We start from the raw sequence: 14,929 nt of genomic DNA on the forward strand, positions 1-14,929 counted from the left end.
GAAACAGGTCACGACCTAAACGACCAATACGGAACTTACGACCTAACCCTTACGAGGCGCCCACCAGTTACCTAGCGTCCCCGCCCACAGTTCGCAACGAAGCGAGGAGTACTCGATGGGTACGGCATGGAGACGAGCGGTGGCGGTCGCCGCCGCCGGACTGGTGCTCGCGGGATGCGGTCAGGGGGCGAAGAGCGCGAGCGGCGGTGACTCCATCGCGAAGCTGGAGATCATGGCGCCCGCCGACCCCGGTGGTGGCTGGGACCAGACGGCACGGGCGATGCAGTCGGCGGTGAGCGGCGCCAAGCTCGCGAACTCCGTGCAGGTCACGAACGTCGGTGGCGCGGGCGGCACGGTCGGCCTGCAGAAGCTCCTCAACGAGCGCTCCGAGTCGTTCCTGATGATCACCGGCCTGGTCATGGTCGGCGCGGTGGAGACCAACGCGTCGACGGCCCGGCTGGAGGAGACCACGCCGATCGCGCGGCTGACGGCTGAGGACGAGGTCGTCGTGGTGCCCGCCGACTCGCCGCACAAGACGATCGACGACCTGCTCAACGCGGTCAACGAGAAGGGCAAGGGCGTATCGATCACCGGCGGTTCGGCCGGCGGCACCGACCACATCCTCGCCGGGATGCTGCTCAAGGCGAAGAACATCGACTCGGCCAAGCTGAACTACGTGCCGTACTCCGGCGGCGGCGAGTCGCTGGCGGCGCTGCTGGGCAAGAAGGTCGACGCGGGCATCTCCGGCATCGGCGAGTACAAGGAGCAGATCAAGGCGGGCAAGCTGCGCGCGCTGGGCACGTCCGGCCCGAACCCGGTCCCCGACCTGAACGTGCCGACGTTCAAGGACCTGGGCGTCGAACTGATCAACTGGCGTGGCGTCGTGGCGCCCGCGTCGATCTCGGCCGACGCCAAGGCCCGCCTCACCAAGCTCGTCACCGACATGCACGCGAGCCAGCAGTGGAAGGACGAGCTGTCCAAGAAGGGCTGGACGGACACGTTCCTGACCGGCACCGAGTTCTCCACGTTCATGGCCAAGGAGATCGGCCGCGTGAAGCCGGCACTGCAGAACATCGGGCTCATCAAGTGATTGCAGCAAAAATCGAGGAGTACGCGTTCGGCGGTCTGGTCGCGTCGATCGGGGTCTTCACCCTGATCGACGCGGGCACGATCGCCGCGCGCGACGACAACGCCGTAGGACCACGCGCGTTCCCTTACGCCGTGGGGATTCTGCTCGTCGCCACGGGCATCGCGGCGATCATCGCGACCGCCCGCGGAAAGCTCGGCCAGGCCGAGGAGGGTGAGGACGTCGACGAGAACGTCCGCACCGACTGGGTCACCGTGGGCAAGCTGGTGGCCGTGCTGATCGCGCACCTGGTGCTGATCGACCTGATCGGCTGGCCGGTCGCGGCGGCGCTGCTGTTCTTCGGCGCGGCCTGGTCGCTGGGCGCGATCTGGTGGAAGGCACTGCCGATCGCGGTGGTGCTCGCGCTGCTCGTGCAAGTGGTGTTCGCGTACGGCCTGGGCCTCTCGCTGCCGGCCGGGATCTTCGAAGGGGTGCCGTTCCTCGATGGATAGCATCACCATGCTGCTGGAGGGTTTCGCGACCGCCGCACAGCCCGAGTACCTGCTGTACGCGTTGCTGGGCGTCACGCTCGGCACGGCCGTCGGCGTGCTGCCGGGCATCGGACCGGCGATGACGGTGGCGTTGCTGCTGCCGCTGACGTACACGCTGGAGCCGACCGCCGCGCTGATCATCTTCGCCGGCATCTACTACGGCGGCATGTACGGCGGCTCGACGACGTCGATCCTGCTCAACACCCCGGGCGAGTCGGCGTCCATCGTCACTGCCTTAGAGGGCAACAAGATGGCCAAGGCCGGCCGTGGCGCGGCGGCGTTGGCGACGGCGGCGATCGGGTCGTTCGTGGCGGGCACGATCGCCACGGTGCTGCTCACCCTGCTGGCACCGGCCATCGCGGACATCGCGGTGCAGCTCGGCCCCGCCGACTACGTGGCGTTGATGGTGGTGGCGTTCACGACCGTCGCGGCACTGCTCGGGTCCTCCCCCGTGCGCGGCCTCGCGTCGCTGGGACTCGGCCTGTTCATCGGGCTCGTCGGCACCGACACGTTGTCCGGGCAGCAGCGCTTCACCCTCGGGGTGGCGACGCTGGCCGACGGGATCGACGTGGTCGTGGTGGCGGTCGGTGTGTTCGCGGTCGGCGAGGCGCTGTACGTGGCGTCGCGGCTGCGGCACGGGCCGATCGAGGTCATCCCGATCGGCGGCAGGTGGATGACGCGCGAGTTCTGGGCGCGCTCGTGGAAACCTTGGCTGCGCGGCACGTTCATCGGCTTCCCGATCGGCACCGTGCCGGCCGGTGGCGCGGACGTGTCGACGTTCCTGTCGTACGCGGCGGAGAAGAAGCTCGCGAAACGGCCGGAGGAGTTCGGCAAGGGCGCGATCGAGGGCGTGGCGGGTCCGGAGGCGGCCAACAACGCCGCAGCGGCAGGCGTTCTGGTGCCGTTGCTGACTCTCGGACTTCCCACGACAGCGACGGCCGCCGTGATCGTGGCGGCGTTCCAGAGCTACGGCATTCAGCCAGGACCGTTGCTGTTCACCAACAACGGCCCGATGGTCTGGGCGCTGATCGCGTCGCTCTACATCGGCAACGTGATGCTGCTCGTGCTGAACCTGCCGCTGGTGAAGATCTGGGTGAAGGTGCTGCAGATCCCGCGGCCGTACCTCTACGCGGGCATCCTGCTGTTCGCGGCGCTGGGCACCTACGCGGTGAACTTCGTCGTGGACGACCTGATCGTGCTGCTGATCATCGGTGTGATCGGCTTCTTCATGCGGCGCCACGGATATCCGGTCGCGCCGCTGGTCGTCGGCCTGATCCTCGGGCCGATGGCGGAGGAGCAGGTCAGGCGCACCCTGCAGATCAGCGAAGGCGATCTCAGCGCGTTGGTGACCAGCCCGTTCGCGGCGGTGGCCTACAGCATCCTGGTCGTGCTGCTGGTGGTCGCGGTGGTGCTTCGGCTGCGGCGCAAGAAGTCTGAAGTAATGGTCTAACCGCGCACGGCGGCAAGCGCTTGTTCGTACAGCTCGAACGCATCAGCCTTGCCGCCGTGGCGGACCCACAGCTCCGACGCGGTGTCGACGCACGCGAACACCGTGGCGATGACGCCCATCGCGCGGGCGTCCGGGATCTCACCCGAGTCGATGCCCATCCGCTTCTCGATCACGGGCGCGAGCGAGTGTTGCCACTTCAGCCGCTTCTCGAAGTAGCGGGCCCGCAGCGGCGCGTTCGTGAAGATCAGCGTGGAGATCTCCAGCACCCGTTGCGGGGTGTGGTTCGACGCGGCGAGGATCGTGGTGAACCCGGCCCGCAGAGCGTCCCAGGTGGACACTTCGGGAGCCTGGGCCTCGACCGTGGCGACCAGCAGGTCGCCCAGCGCCTCCTGATCGCCGCAGACCAGGTCCTCCTTGGTGCCGAAGTACCGGAACAACGAACGCTGCGACACTCCGGCCCGCGTGGCGACCTGGGCCATGGTGGTCGCCTCGTACCCCTGTTCCGCGAACAGGGTCAGGGCCGTGTCGACGATCTCGGCGACCACGGCCTGCCGCGACCGGTCCCACAACGTCGCCGGCTTCTCCATGGCCCCCACTCTATCCGCGCTGCACCATCCGCCCGATCATCCTGGCGCCCATCGCGCGCGAGGCCAGGTGACGTCCGGCGAACGCCAGCACCCGGTTCATCCGGCCCGAGATGACGCCGACCGGCGTGACGCGGCGGTCCAGCGCGCGCAATGCGGTCTCGACCACCTCGCCGGAGGTCTGCATCCGCAGGCCTCCCGCCATCTCCTCGCTGCCGGAGACCTCGAAGAACTCGGTGCGGGTCGCGCCGGGTGACAGCACCATGACGCGCAGGCCCGTGCCGCGCGACTCGATCCACAGGCCCTCGGTGAAGCTCACCACGAACGCCTTCGTCGCCCCGTAGACCGACGACCACGGCGTCGCCTGGTAGGCCGCCATGCTCGCCACGTTCACGAGGAAGCCGTGACCGTTGGCGCGCAACGACTCGATGAACGCCCTGCTGATCTCGACCACGGCGTTGACGTCGACCGCGACCTCCTGCCGCAGCCGTTCGGGCTCCTCCTCGTGGAACGCCCCGAAGTTCGCGAACCCGGCGTTGTTGATGACGCTGGTGACGCCGAACCCGGCGACCTCGGCCGCCAGCCGTTCGCCGATGCCCGGCTGGGCGAGGTCCGCGGCCACGACGTGCACGCTCACGCCGTGCGCCGCCCGCAGCTGTCCGGCCAGTTCCTCCAGCCTGTCCTTGCGGCGCGCGACCAGCACGAGGCTCGATCCCCGTGCCGCCAGCCGCCGCGCGAACTCCGCGCCGATACCCGAACTCGCCCCGGTGACCAGCACCGTCTGCTTCCTGAAGTCGACTCCCATGCCGACACCGTACGCCAGTCTGGCAGTCACTGCCAACCTGTCCTTTTCTGCCCGAATTCATCCGTAACGTTGCCCGAGGAGCGACGATCTTGGGGCGTGGGAGGACAACGGTGATCCGGCGGCCCCGGCTCGAAGGGCTGCTCTGCGCGACGAGGCTCACGACGCTCGTCGCCCCTGCCGGGTACGGCAAAACGACACTTCTGACGCAAGCGCACACCGACCGTCCGGTCGTGTGGCACACCTGCCAGGAAGGCCATCGGCTGGTGCAGCCGATGGCGTCCGCCTTGGCAACTGGATGGACCAGCGTGCCGTCGGTGTCCGGAGAGGACGAGTCCGGACGCGCGCACGCTCTCGCCGGACTGCTGGCCGACGCCTGGCCGGAGGACGTGCTGATCGTCCTGGACGACATTCATGTGCTGAGACAAGGAGATTCGGCCGCAGGGCTGCTGGAGGCGCTCTGCCTTCAGCTTCCGCCGAGCGCTCGGCTCGTGCTGTCCGGACGGACGCCCGCGCCGTTCTCGTTGCGGCGCCTGAAGGTCGACGGCGAACTGACCGAGATCACCGCGGCCCAGCTCGCGTTCACGACGGAAGAGACCACCGTGGTCGCGGGGAACGACGTGCACGACGTCACCGGCGGATGGCCGATCGCGGTGCGGCTGGTGGCGGAGACGGGAACGGTCGAGGAGCTCGGCGACCTGGTGGACGAGGTCGTCGGCCGAGAACCGCGGCAGACCCGGGAGCTGCTCAGGACCGCGGCCGCGTTCGATCGGTTCACCATCGATCTGCTGACCTCGCTGGGACATCCGAAGGCCGCGGTCATCCTGCCCGATCTGGCCCGGCGCGGGCTGTTCGTGGAACACGTCCGGGCCGAACCGGGGTGGTTCGCGCTCGTGCCGCTGGCGCGGGAGTTCCTGGAGCCGGCGGCAGGTGTGCACGCGGCGGCAGCGCGGTGGTTCACGTCCCGGGGCGAGTACGTCCGCGCGGTGGATTCCCTTGCGGCGCTGGAGGACTGGCCCGGCGTCACGGCGTTGCTCGGCGACGTGCTGCGAACGCGCGGAGCGGACGCCGTGCTGACCGCGACAAGTCTTGTGCCAGAAGAAGAACGCACGGCCGAGGTCTGGCAGCTCGAAGGCGTCGCGCACCAGTTGCGCGGCGAGTGGCTGCCGGCGGCGGACCGGTTCACCCAGGCCACCGCGGACGGCCTCACCGCCGAACTGGCCTGGCGCATGGCGTGGATCCAGCACCTGCGCGGCGGACCGCAGGACGCGCTGAGGATCTGCGACGAGTACCTGCCGGACGGTGCCGATCCCGCGGCGGAGTCGATGCTGCTGAGCACCGCCGCGAGCGCGCACTGGGCGTTGGGAGATCTGGAGTCGGCGGCACTCAAGGCTGTTGCCGCGTTGGAGACCGCGACGAGTGACGCGGGCATGGGCACCGCGCACACCGTTCTCGCGATGGTCGCTGCGGCGCAAGGAAAACGTGACGAACTGACCGAGCACTACGACATCGCGCTCGACCACGCGCAGAAGGCCGGCGACGTGCTCGGTGTCATCCGCATCCGCTCGAACCGTGCGTCGCACCACGTCGAGGCGGGTGAGCACGGGGCTGCGTTGCGGGAGATCGAGGAGATGCTGCCGCTCGCGGACGTCACCGGGTTCGCCACCTACCGGGCGATCGGGCTGCACAACCGCGGCGAGGCGTTGCTCGGACTGGGCAGGCTGGATGAGGCCGCGGCGGATTTCCATGCCGCGCAGAAGGTTTTCGACCAGGCCGGGAGCTGGCTCGCGGCGGCACCGCTGGTCTACCTGGGCGAGGTGCACCGGCTGCGCGGCGACCGTGCGCTGGCGGCGTTCGCGTTGCACGAGGCACTCAGGCTCGCGTCGGCCAAGAACACCGTGCCGCATCTGGTTCTCGCTCACGTCGGGCTCTCCGAGCTGTTCTCCGACGACGACCCCGACCTGGCGCGTGAGCACGCCCGCAAGGCGCTGGAGCTGGGCGAGAGCGTGGCGGCGCTACTCGTGCTGGGGTGGCTCGACCACGACAAGGGCCTGTGCCAGGAGGCCGCGGAGATCGCGACCCGGCGTGGCGACCGGGCCGGGTTCGCACGGTCGTTGCGGCTGCGAGGAGTGCTGGAACGCGACCCGGTCCTGCTCGACCAGGCGCTGACGTTGTGGCGCGAGATCGGCAACCCGCTCGGCGAGGTCCGGGTGCGCACGGCCCAGGCGGCGCTGATCGGTGGTGCGGCAGGAGAACAACTGGCCCTGGAGGCGCGGCAGCAGGCCGCGGATCTCGGTGCGAGGGTGCTCGTCGAAGCCGCCGCGGCCGTCGCCGAGACGTGCCGGAAGGCGGCCAGGCCGGCGTTGTTCATCCAGACGCTGGGCGGGTTCCGGGTGCTGCGCGACGGCGAACCGCTGCCGCCCGCAGCGTGGCAGTCGCGCAAGGCCAGGGACCTGGTGAAGATCCTCATCGCCCGGCGCGGGCGGCCGATCACCCGTGAGGCGCTGGGAAACCTGCTGTGGCCCGACGAGGAACCGGAGAAGGTCGCGAACCGGCTGGCGGTGGCGTTGTCCACGGCCCGCAGCGTGTTGCGGGCGGGCACGGGAATCGTGGCCGAGGGTGACGCGATCCGGCTCGACCCGGACGTGCTGCCCGTCGACGTGGCCGCGTTCCTGGCCGACGCGCGGGCCGGACTCGCTGCCGCACAACGGAACTCGTCCGAGGCGCAGTCCCTGCTCGCGGCCGCCGAGTCCGCGTACCACGGCGACTTCCTGGAGGAGGACCCGTACGAGGACTGGGCGGCCCGGCTGCGCGAGGAGGCCCGGCTGATCTACCTGCAGGTCGTGGCGGTGCTCGCCGCACGGGCCGAGTCCGGTGGGGAGCACGCACTGGCAAGCAGGTATTGCCTTCGCGTGCTCGAACGCGACCCGTACGACGAGCCGGCGCACCTGATGCTGGTGCGCGTCCTCGCCGCCGCAGGGAGTCATGGCGAGGCTCGGAGGAGCTACCAGACCTACGTCACGCGGATGCGGGAGATCGAGGTCGACCCGCATCCGTACCCCGGCGTCTTCAGTGGGAGCACACGACGTAGGGCGTGATCGACCAGCGGATGGCCTGGCCCTGCGCGTCCGTTCCCTCACCGGTGACGGTCGCGCCGGCGCCGGCCGGGGTGACGTCCTCGATGATCCCGCCGCCGACCGCGCCGCCGGCGCTGACGACCTGCTCGTCGCCTTGGCAGGCAACGGACTTCGAGGCCGTCTTGGTGACCACGACCGTGGGAGTACCACCGCGCAGCACCAGTCCCGGCCGCGTGCCGCAGATCGCGTGCACCGTGACGGTGCCGGACCCCTCGACCAGACCGCCCTTGAGGTTGTTCTTGGGCGCCATCTTCGTGAGGTGGCCGCCGTCGGTCTCCCCCGCCACGCCGAGCGCCTTCTGGGTGCCGGGACAGGCTGCCTCGGCACTCGCGGTGCCGCTCTTGGACGCCAGCGTGAACTCACCGGGCGCACAGGTCGCCCGCACCGTCACCGTCCACGGCAGCACGGTCCCCACGCCGTGCTCGACCGCCGTGACCTCGGCGCTCGTGAGGTCGTCGCTCGGCCGCACGCGCGTGATCGTCGTCCGCTCGCCGGTCACCGCGCCGCCCGTGCCGACGACCTTCGTGCCGTTGGGGCAGCTGACCGAGACCGTCTTGCCCGCCGACGTCGCCGCACTGGTGGCCTGCACCGCCACGACGTCCGTGCTCGCCTGCGCCACGCCCGGAGTCGCCAGACTCAGCACGAGCAGGGCCGTGCTCATCACCTTCACGTTCATCCCCCTTCGGGTCCGCGGGCCTGGTCAGCCCGCGGACCCGAAGGATGCCGCGCTCGCTTAAAGCCGCATTAAGGTCAGGGGCAGCTGATCAGGACGTCGCCGTCGGCGGCGTCGAGGCAGGTGTCCACGCCGAGCCCGCCGTTGAGGGTGTCGTTGCCGGCCGCGCCCCAGATGAGGTCGTTGCCGTTCAACGCCGTGATGCTGTTCGCCAGTGCGTTGCCGACCAGGTGGTCGACGAAGTTGGTGCCGGTCAGGTTCTCCACGTCGCTCGCGACGTAGTCCTTGAGCGCCAGCGTGTCGTAGCCGTCGTCCGTGCCGGAGCCGATGGTCACCGAGACGCCCGAGTTCGGGTGCAGCGAGCTGCCGATGCTGTAGTCGACGCGGTCGATGCCGGTGCCGCCGTAGACGTTCACGCCACCGCGCTTGGGCCGCAGGTGGTCGACGCCGTCGCCGCCGCTGATCGTGCCCCTGGCGCGGGTCTCGATGACGTCGTTGCCCGCCTCGCCGTACACGTGGGCCGGCATCGCGTCGGCGTTGGTGTTGTCGTAGGCGACGTTGACCCGGTCGTTGAGGTCGTTCGCCCGGATCTGGATCGACGTGATCAGCTTCGTGGCACCGGACTCGTACGTGCAGTTCACGTTGGCACCGCTGAGCGTGCAGCCGGCGCCGACGGCCAGCAGGTCACCGGAGTCGGTGACGGTGAGGCGGTGCAGCGCGGTGTCCAGGCCGACCGTGATGTTGTTCGTCTTGCCGGGCTCGGCCTCGACGATCAGCACGTTGTTCTGCACGTAGACAGTCGTGTGCGGTGCGGCGTGCGCGACGGCGGGCATCGCGATCGCGGCGAGAGCGGCGGCGCCCAGACCGATGAGCATTCTCATGCTGTGTTCTCCCCTTGGTGGTCGTTGCCTTGCGGGGAACAGCCTGCTCAGCGCTCTTTCGGTCACCTTCGGGTCGTTTTAGGGCCGTCTTTCTGCTGGTAGCAGAACGGCCCTTTGCGGTCGTCCCGATGCTGTCACCATGACGACATGGCGGAGATCCTGGACTTCAAGCGCACCCCGGAGCCCCTGTGGCGGGAAGCCCTGGGCCGGAAGCTTCGCGAGACCAGAGAGGAACGCGGCGACCGGCTGGTCGACGTGGCCGAACGGGCGGGCATCTCGGTGCAGTACCTGTCCGAGATCGAACGCGGCCGCAAGGAGCCGTCGAGCGAGATGATCGCGGCGGTCGCCGGAGCGCTCGGCATCGACCTGGCCGATCTGCTGATCGGCATCGCCGGCCAGGTCCGCAACCTCCGCGCCGCCAGCCCGTTCCAGACCGGAGGCCACTTCCACACCTCACGCCCGACGGGCCGCCCTTCTGGCCCGGTGGCGATGGCCTTCGCCGCCTAGAGCCTGTGCGGTTCGGCTGTCGCGGACCAGACTTCGACACAGGCCCCACGCCGCCGCGCCCTTCCAGCAACGGGCTCAGGTCCGCTGGTCCAGCACGCGGTCGACCAGCCCGTACTCGACCGCGCCCGCCGCGTCGAACACGCGGTCCCGGTCGGTGTCGTGGCGCAGTTCGGCCACGGTCCGGCCGGTGTGCCGAGCCAGGATCGCCTCCAGCTGCGTGCGCACCCGCACCACCTCGTCCGCCGCGAGGATGAGGTCCGGGATCGTGCCCCGCCCCTGCGCCGCAGGCTGGTGCAGCACGACCCTGGAGTGCGGCAGCACGGACCGGCGCCCTTCCGCACCCGCGGCCAGCAGCACCGCGCCCGCCGCAACCGCTTGCCCCACACAGGTGGTGGCGACCGGCGCCTTGATGTAGCGCATGGTGTCGTAGAGCGCGAGCATCGCCGACGGGTCACCGCCCTCGCAGTTGATGTAGAGGTTGATCTCCATGTCCGGGTTGTCGGCCTCCAGGTGGAAGAGCTGCGCGATCAACGCGTTCGCGACACCGGAGTCGATCCCGGTGCCCAGGTAGACGATCCGCTCGGACAGCAGGTGCGAGTAGACGTCCATGACCCGCTCGCCGCGAGCGTCCCGCGTGATGACGTTGGGAATGGTGTAGGTGCTCATGCGACGGCTCCCGAGTGCAGTCCCAGCTTGTGCATGCGGACGGGGACGACCTGCCCCAGGTCGCTCACGACGTGATCGATGAACCCGTACTCGTGCGCCTGCGCCGTGGTGAACCACCGGTCGTGCAGCGAGTCGGTGAAGATCCGGTCGAACGGTTGCCCGGTGTCCTCCGCGATCAGCCCGAGCACGGTGTCCCTGGTGTGCCGCAGGTCGTCCGCCTGCACCTCCACCTCGACGGCCGAGCCACCGATGCCCGCACTCCCCTGGTGCATCAGGATCCGCGCGTGCGGCAACGCGAACCGCTTGCCCGGCGTTCCCGCCGACAACAGGAACTGCCCTGCGCTGCAAGCCAGTCCCAGCGCCAGCGTCGCCACATCACACGGCACCAACCGCATCACGTCGCGAATGGCCAGCATCGAGGGCACCGAACCACCCGGCGAGTTGATCCACAACGCGATGTCCTGCCGCGGATCCTCGCTCGCCAGCGACAACATCTGGGTCGCCAGCACCGTGCCGTTGTCGTCGTCGAGCGCGCCGTCGAGAATCAGCACCCGCTGACCGAAGAACCGTTCCCGCAGCCCTGGGCTGAAGAGCTTCTCGTTGTTCGTCATGCCACCGACGATGCCGGGCCGCGCGGCCGGTCCGCTTCCTTCTCTGCTGTGGGCAGATCAGCTCACAGCAGCCCTCACACGGCGAGCACCCGTTGGTAGGTCAACGGAATCGGATCGTCGTACGGATCGGTCACCGGCTCGCCGTCGGCCTCGATCCAGGCGTGGAACGACTGCGGATCGCTCGCCACACCCAGACACCACTGCACCGAGCCACCGCGCAACGCCGCGGTCAGCGCGGCCGTCAACGAGAGCTCGAGGCACGCCACCCGTCCCAGGTGGAACCTGCTGACCCGCTTGGCCGCCGCAAGCGCTTGCAGCGCCTCGGTTCTCGTCGCCGTCCGCCTGGCCCGGCCGCGCTTCACGAGCTTGAAGCCCTTCACCGTCACCCGGAACGGCAACCGCAGCAGCACAAGCGCCAACGGCAACGCCACAGCCGCCACCAGCAGCGGTCGCAGCGCCACCGGAGTGCGAGGAGCCAGCGCGATCGGAACCCCGCCGCTACCCCGTGCGAGACCTCCTGGTTCCAGCAGACCTCGCTCCACCAACGCGGACAGGAGTTCCTCCGCGTGCACGCGAATGCCTTCCGGAGACTCGCGCGGGTACCGGCTCGTGAAGACCTCGACGGCGACGTCGAGTCCGCCGGCGCAGATCTCGGAGCAGAGTTCGTTCCCGGTGCGGTTCAGCTTGTGCCACTGACCGGTCGCCACGTTCAGGAGAACGAGACCGCCGTCGTCCTCGGAAGTCGTGTGCACCGAGTCGGGAACCACGAAATGCGTCATGTCGAAGCCACTTTTCTCGCGTTCGCGCGAAGCCACACTTCAACGGCGAGAACCTGGTTGAGCGCACCCCACGGCACGCGCAGCCCGTTCACCGCGTCTTCGAGCACCTGGCGGACCGGGACCGGGTCGATCAGCCCGAAGTCGGCCGCCGCCGAATCGGAGAGCAACCGGCGCAGCTCCGGCGCCGCCCGCCGAATGCCCTGGTAGGCCTCGCGGCTGTAGTCCCCTTTGGTCTCCCTGGACAGGACGCGATCAGGAACGAGGCCTGCCAGCGCCTTCTTCAACAAGGGCTTGGCCACGGCCGGGTCCGCCCGCCGGCGTGCCGGAATCGCCATGGCGGCCCGCACCACGGCCGTGTCGAGAAACGGGGCGTGGGCGGCGATCCCGACCTCGGCGGCGGCTTCCCGGTGCACCTGCTGTGTGAGACCGTGCAGACGCAACTGGTTGAGCACAACGGACTCACCGGCGTCCACATCGGACTCCTGACCGGCCACCAGCCGGGCCTGCGCGGCCAGCAGGTGCCGGGTCGATCGCGTGAACCAGTGCACCTGCGGCAGGTCCCAACGCGCGACGACCGAGACCTCCCACGGCACGTCGCCAACCGCGTGGCCCTGTTCCAGAGCGCGGGCGAGCCGGAGCAACGCGCCCCGGCGACCCAGGCCGGCCATGAACACCGCCCGCCTGAACACACTGAGCGGAGACCGGTTGCGCAGCCGTGCCCAGGCGAAGCAGTGCCGCCACAACGTGGTCAGCTCACCCCGCCGGGCGAGATCGACGAAGTAGGCGCCGGGCGCCCACAGCACGGAATCGCCGCCCTCACCCATCAGATGGACGTCGGCACCGAGTGCGGCGGCGGCCGAGAACCGGAGCCGGGCAGGACCGCAGGCGATCGAGGCCGGATGCGGTTCGTCGCCCCTCGACAGCAGGTCCTGAAAGGGAAGGGACTCGGCCGGCAGCTTCACGAGCTGATGGTCGAACCGCCGTTCCACGCTGACGTAGCGCTCCGCCCGCTCCACGTCGTCAAGGACCGGCGCATCGGGGTTGTAGTGCGTGAACACCGAAAGGCCTGGCACGTCGCGAAGAGCGAGGCAGGCGATTGAGGTCGAGTCGAGGCCGCCGCTGAAGTCGGAGACCAACCGGCGCGCGGAAAGCGCACGGGCGCGCACCGCGGCCACGAGTGCGTCGCGCAGCATTTCCGCCGCGTCGGCCTCGCTCAGGTCAGGATCCACGCGCAGTGGCGCGTACGGACGTTCGTCGAACTGCCCGTTCCCGACGTGCAGCGCATGACCTTCACGGACCCGCCGGACACCTTGGTACAGGCTGCGGTTCTCCAGCAGGCCCGCTCCGTCGAGGCATGCCAGGCGGGTGGCGAGGTAGACCCGGTCGACGTCGGTTCCGAGGTCGCTCGCCTTCGTGCCATGTCGCCCGGAATCGTCGTAGTAGAGCGGAAACTGCCCCACCGGGTCGGCGAACAGCGTCGTCTCACCCGGCTGCCGCACGATCGCCGAGTAACAGCCGACATGGCCCGTCAGAGAACGATGTTCACCGGATTCGGTGAACTCGGCGAGAGAGCGCGCGAGAACGTCCTCTTCGGCGAAACACTGGCCGAAGACCTCTGCCGAAGCGTCCGGAGTCCTAGTTAAAACTCTGGCCGGAGGCATCGCTGGAACCGCTGGCGCTTCCGAAGGTGATGTCGTACACGGATCCCAGGTCGAACAGCACAGGCGGCTCGTAAGCGTGGTCCGCCGCTGCGACGTCGACGTCGTTCTCGATCAAGAAACTGCCTCTTCCACGGGGACCCCAGCGCCGACAAGGGCGTAAGAATAACCCCCACCGAAAGCTGTCAAGGGGCAACCCGTAGATCACCCGCGAGTCGTGCGAATCGCACGCTTGGGGGCTTCCGACTGATGCCTCGACCGCCGCTACCATGGCTTGGCGCTTCAATTCGAAGCCGAGGGGTTGGGGAGGCACCGAGTGCCCAGTGGCGGCGACAGGCACGCCCGAGACCTGATCTGGGGCCGGAAGTCGGACGCTCTCCGCGACCTCAACCGCAGGCGGGTGCTTCGCGCGATCATGGTCTCTCCCGGCACCCAGGTGAATTTGGCCAAGTTCACCAACCTCTCCCAGGCGACCGTATCCGGAATCGTGCAGGAACTGCAGCGGGAAAACCTCGTGGTGGTCGACGGCAACGACAACGAACGCGGGAAGAAGGTCAGCCTCAGCAACGTTCGCGGCGTGGCCATCGGCGTCGAGGTCAGCTACGACACGGTCACCGTCGCCGCACGCCGGGTCGACGGCGACGTCGACCGGGTCGTGGTGGACTGGTCCGGTCGCGGCGCGGAACACGGCAGTCAGGCGTGGATGCGCGAGTGCGTGCAACTGATCGGGGAGGTCGTCCGGCGGACGGGCCTCGACGAGACCGACATCGTCGCGATCGGGCTGGGCATCCCCGCCGCGGTCGATCCGCGCACGAGCACGATCTCCCAGGTCGCGTGGGCGCTCGACTGGGAGCGGGGCATGGACCCCGGAGCACGCCTGCAGGAGCACTTCCCCGGCGTGCCGGTGATCATGGACAACGAGGCGAACTTCGCTGCGTACGGCGAATATCTCTATGGTGCGGGGCGCGGTACGGAGACCATGCTGTTCGTGAAGTCGTCGACCAGCGTCAGCGCGGGGCTCATCATCAGGGGCCTGATCTACCGCGGCAGGCACGGTCTCGCGAGCGAGATCGGCCATCTCGTGATGGACCCGCTGGGCGTCGTCTGCCAGTGCGGCAACCGCGGATGCCTCGAAACCGCGGTCGGCGGCGCGCGTCTGGTCGAACAGGTCCGCGGGGCCTACGTCGGCTACCGGGTGGATCTGCCCAACAGCCTCGCGAACATCGTCGAGCGGGCGAAGAGCGGAGACCTGTTGTGCCGCCGGGTGCTTCAGGACGCGGGCCGCAACATCGGGATCGCGCTGTCCAGGACGTGCAACCTGCTCAACCCGGAGAAGGTGTTCATCGGCGGAGAACTCGGCAGGGCGGTCGAGCTGGTGATCGAGCCGGCCATCCAGACGATGCGCCTGCACTCCCTCGGCGGGATGTTCAACTACGTGGCCCCGATGACCGTGGAGGCCTCCGAGCTCGGCCTGAAGGCAGGGGCGCAGGGCGCCCTCGCGTACGCGCTCACCGTCCACCACATCCGGCCGAACTGAAGAACCCGAGTCTTTGAATTCGACGTG

15 protein-coding genes are annotated in these 14,929 nt (G+C 69.1%); 6 read left to right on the forward strand and 9 right to left on the reverse strand.

From position 1 onward, the window contains the following. The first annotated feature begins 115 nt into the window (after window positions 1-115). The 3 genes from BM417_RS21340 to BM417_RS21350 are packed head-to-tail and all read left to right on the forward strand — an operon-like array spanning window position 116 to window position 3,067. Window positions 116-1,090 carry a Bug family tripartite tricarboxylate transporter substrate binding protein gene (locus tag BM417_RS21340; protein WP_093597029.1) on the forward strand — a complete coding sequence of 325 codons (975 nt, stop codon included), beginning with the start codon at window positions 116-118 and terminating at the stop codon, window positions 1,088-1,090. Then, window positions 1,087-1,578, forward strand: a complete 492-nt coding sequence (locus tag BM417_RS21345) for a tripartite tricarboxylate transporter TctB family protein (protein WP_093597032.1) — start codon at window positions 1,087-1,089, stop codon at window positions 1,576-1,578. Before BM417_RS21340 ends, BM417_RS21345 begins: the two co-directional genes overlap by 4 nt. After that, window positions 1,571-3,067: a tripartite tricarboxylate transporter permease gene (locus tag BM417_RS21350; RefSeq protein WP_093597035.1), complete on the forward strand. Its 1,497-nt coding sequence runs from the start codon at window positions 1,571-1,573 to the stop codon at window positions 3,065-3,067. Before BM417_RS21345 ends, BM417_RS21350 begins: the two co-directional genes overlap by 8 nt. Here BM417_RS21350 and BM417_RS21355 read toward each other — a convergent pair. Next, window positions 3,064-3,654 (reverse strand): TetR/AcrR family transcriptional regulator, encoded by a 591-nt coding sequence (locus BM417_RS21355; RefSeq protein WP_093597962.1) that lies wholly within the window; start codon window positions 3,652-3,654, stop codon window positions 3,064-3,066. The two genes, BM417_RS21350 and BM417_RS21355, sit on opposite strands and share 4 nt — an antisense overlap. 10 nt (window positions 3,655-3,664) lie before the next feature. Beyond that, window positions 3,665-4,456, reverse strand: a complete 792-nt coding sequence (locus BM417_RS21360) for an SDR family NAD(P)-dependent oxidoreductase (protein WP_093597965.1) — start codon at window positions 4,454-4,456, stop codon at window positions 3,665-3,667. Window positions 4,457-4,566: 110 nt separating this feature from the next. On the opposite strand from BM417_RS21360, the gene BM417_RS21365 reads away from it, so the two are divergent. Further along, a complete protein-coding gene (locus BM417_RS21365) occupies window positions 4,567-7,551 on the forward strand; it encodes a BTAD domain-containing putative transcriptional regulator (RefSeq protein WP_093597038.1) in 2,985 nt (994 codons plus the stop codon). On the opposite strand, the gene BM417_RS21370 is transcribed toward BM417_RS21365, so the two are convergent. Both BM417_RS21370 and BM417_RS47845 read right to left on the reverse strand, forming a co-directional pair. After that, window positions 7,523-8,251, reverse strand: a complete 729-nt coding sequence (locus BM417_RS21370; RefSeq protein WP_143138743.1) for a hypothetical protein — start codon at window positions 8,249-8,251, stop codon at window positions 7,523-7,525. The genes BM417_RS21365 and BM417_RS21370 overlap by 29 nt on opposite strands. An 89-nt stretch (window positions 8,252-8,340) precedes the next feature. Then, window positions 8,341-9,144: a calcium-binding protein gene (locus tag BM417_RS47845; RefSeq protein ID WP_177320519.1), complete on the reverse strand. Its 804-nt coding sequence runs from the start codon at window positions 9,142-9,144 to the stop codon at window positions 8,341-8,343. A 147-nt stretch (window positions 9,145-9,291) separates the two neighbouring features. On the opposite strand from BM417_RS47845, the gene BM417_RS21380 reads away from it, so the two are divergent. Continuing rightward, window positions 9,292-9,651, forward strand: a complete 360-nt coding sequence (locus tag BM417_RS21380) for a helix-turn-helix domain-containing protein (protein WP_093597047.1) — start codon at window positions 9,292-9,294, stop codon at window positions 9,649-9,651. Window positions 9,652-9,726: 75 nt separating this feature from the next. Here BM417_RS21380 and BM417_RS21385 read toward each other — a convergent pair whose 3' ends face one another. From BM417_RS21385 to BM417_RS47850, 5 genes are all read right to left on the reverse strand, one after another. Then, window positions 9,727-10,317, reverse strand: coding sequence for a ClpP family protease (locus tag BM417_RS21385; protein WP_093597050.1), 591 nt, complete (start codon window positions 10,315-10,317; stop codon window positions 9,727-9,729). Then, complete coding sequence (locus BM417_RS21390; protein ID WP_093597053.1) at window positions 10,314-10,928, reverse strand: ClpP family protease; 615 nt, start codon at window positions 10,926-10,928, stop codon at window positions 10,314-10,316. Before BM417_RS21390 ends, BM417_RS21385 begins: the two co-directional genes overlap by 4 nt. A 74-nt stretch (window positions 10,929-11,002) precedes the next feature. After that, window positions 11,003-11,707 carry a lasso peptide biosynthesis B2 protein gene (locus BM417_RS21395; RefSeq protein ID WP_093597056.1) on the reverse strand — a complete coding sequence of 235 codons (705 nt, stop codon included), beginning with the start codon at window positions 11,705-11,707 and terminating at the stop codon, window positions 11,003-11,005. Continuing rightward, window positions 11,704-13,368: an albusnodin/ikarugamycin family macrolactam cyclase gene (locus BM417_RS21400; protein ID WP_093597059.1), complete on the reverse strand. Its 1,665-nt coding sequence runs from the start codon at window positions 13,366-13,368 to the stop codon at window positions 11,704-11,706. The genes BM417_RS21395 and BM417_RS21400 overlap by 4 nt, the downstream gene beginning before the upstream one ends. Then, window positions 13,343-13,483 carry a hypothetical protein gene (locus BM417_RS47850; RefSeq protein WP_177320520.1) on the reverse strand — a complete coding sequence of 47 codons (141 nt, stop codon included), beginning with the start codon at window positions 13,481-13,483 and terminating at the stop codon, window positions 13,343-13,345. The genes BM417_RS21400 and BM417_RS47850 overlap by 26 nt, the downstream gene beginning before the upstream one ends. A 198-nt stretch (window positions 13,484-13,681) precedes the next feature. Between BM417_RS47850 and BM417_RS21405 the strand changes: the two genes are divergently transcribed. Further along, window positions 13,682-14,902, forward strand: coding sequence for an ROK family transcriptional regulator (locus BM417_RS21405; RefSeq protein WP_245822056.1), 1,221 nt, complete (start codon window positions 13,682-13,684; stop codon window positions 14,900-14,902). Window positions 14,903-14,929: the final 27 nt, after the last annotated feature.

Origin of the sequence: Lentzea waywayandensis (assembly GCF_900115955.1) — a bacterium.
In the GTDB taxonomy this organism is placed as follows: Bacteria; Actinomycetota; Actinomycetes; order Mycobacteriales; family Pseudonocardiaceae; genus Lentzea; species Lentzea waywayandensis.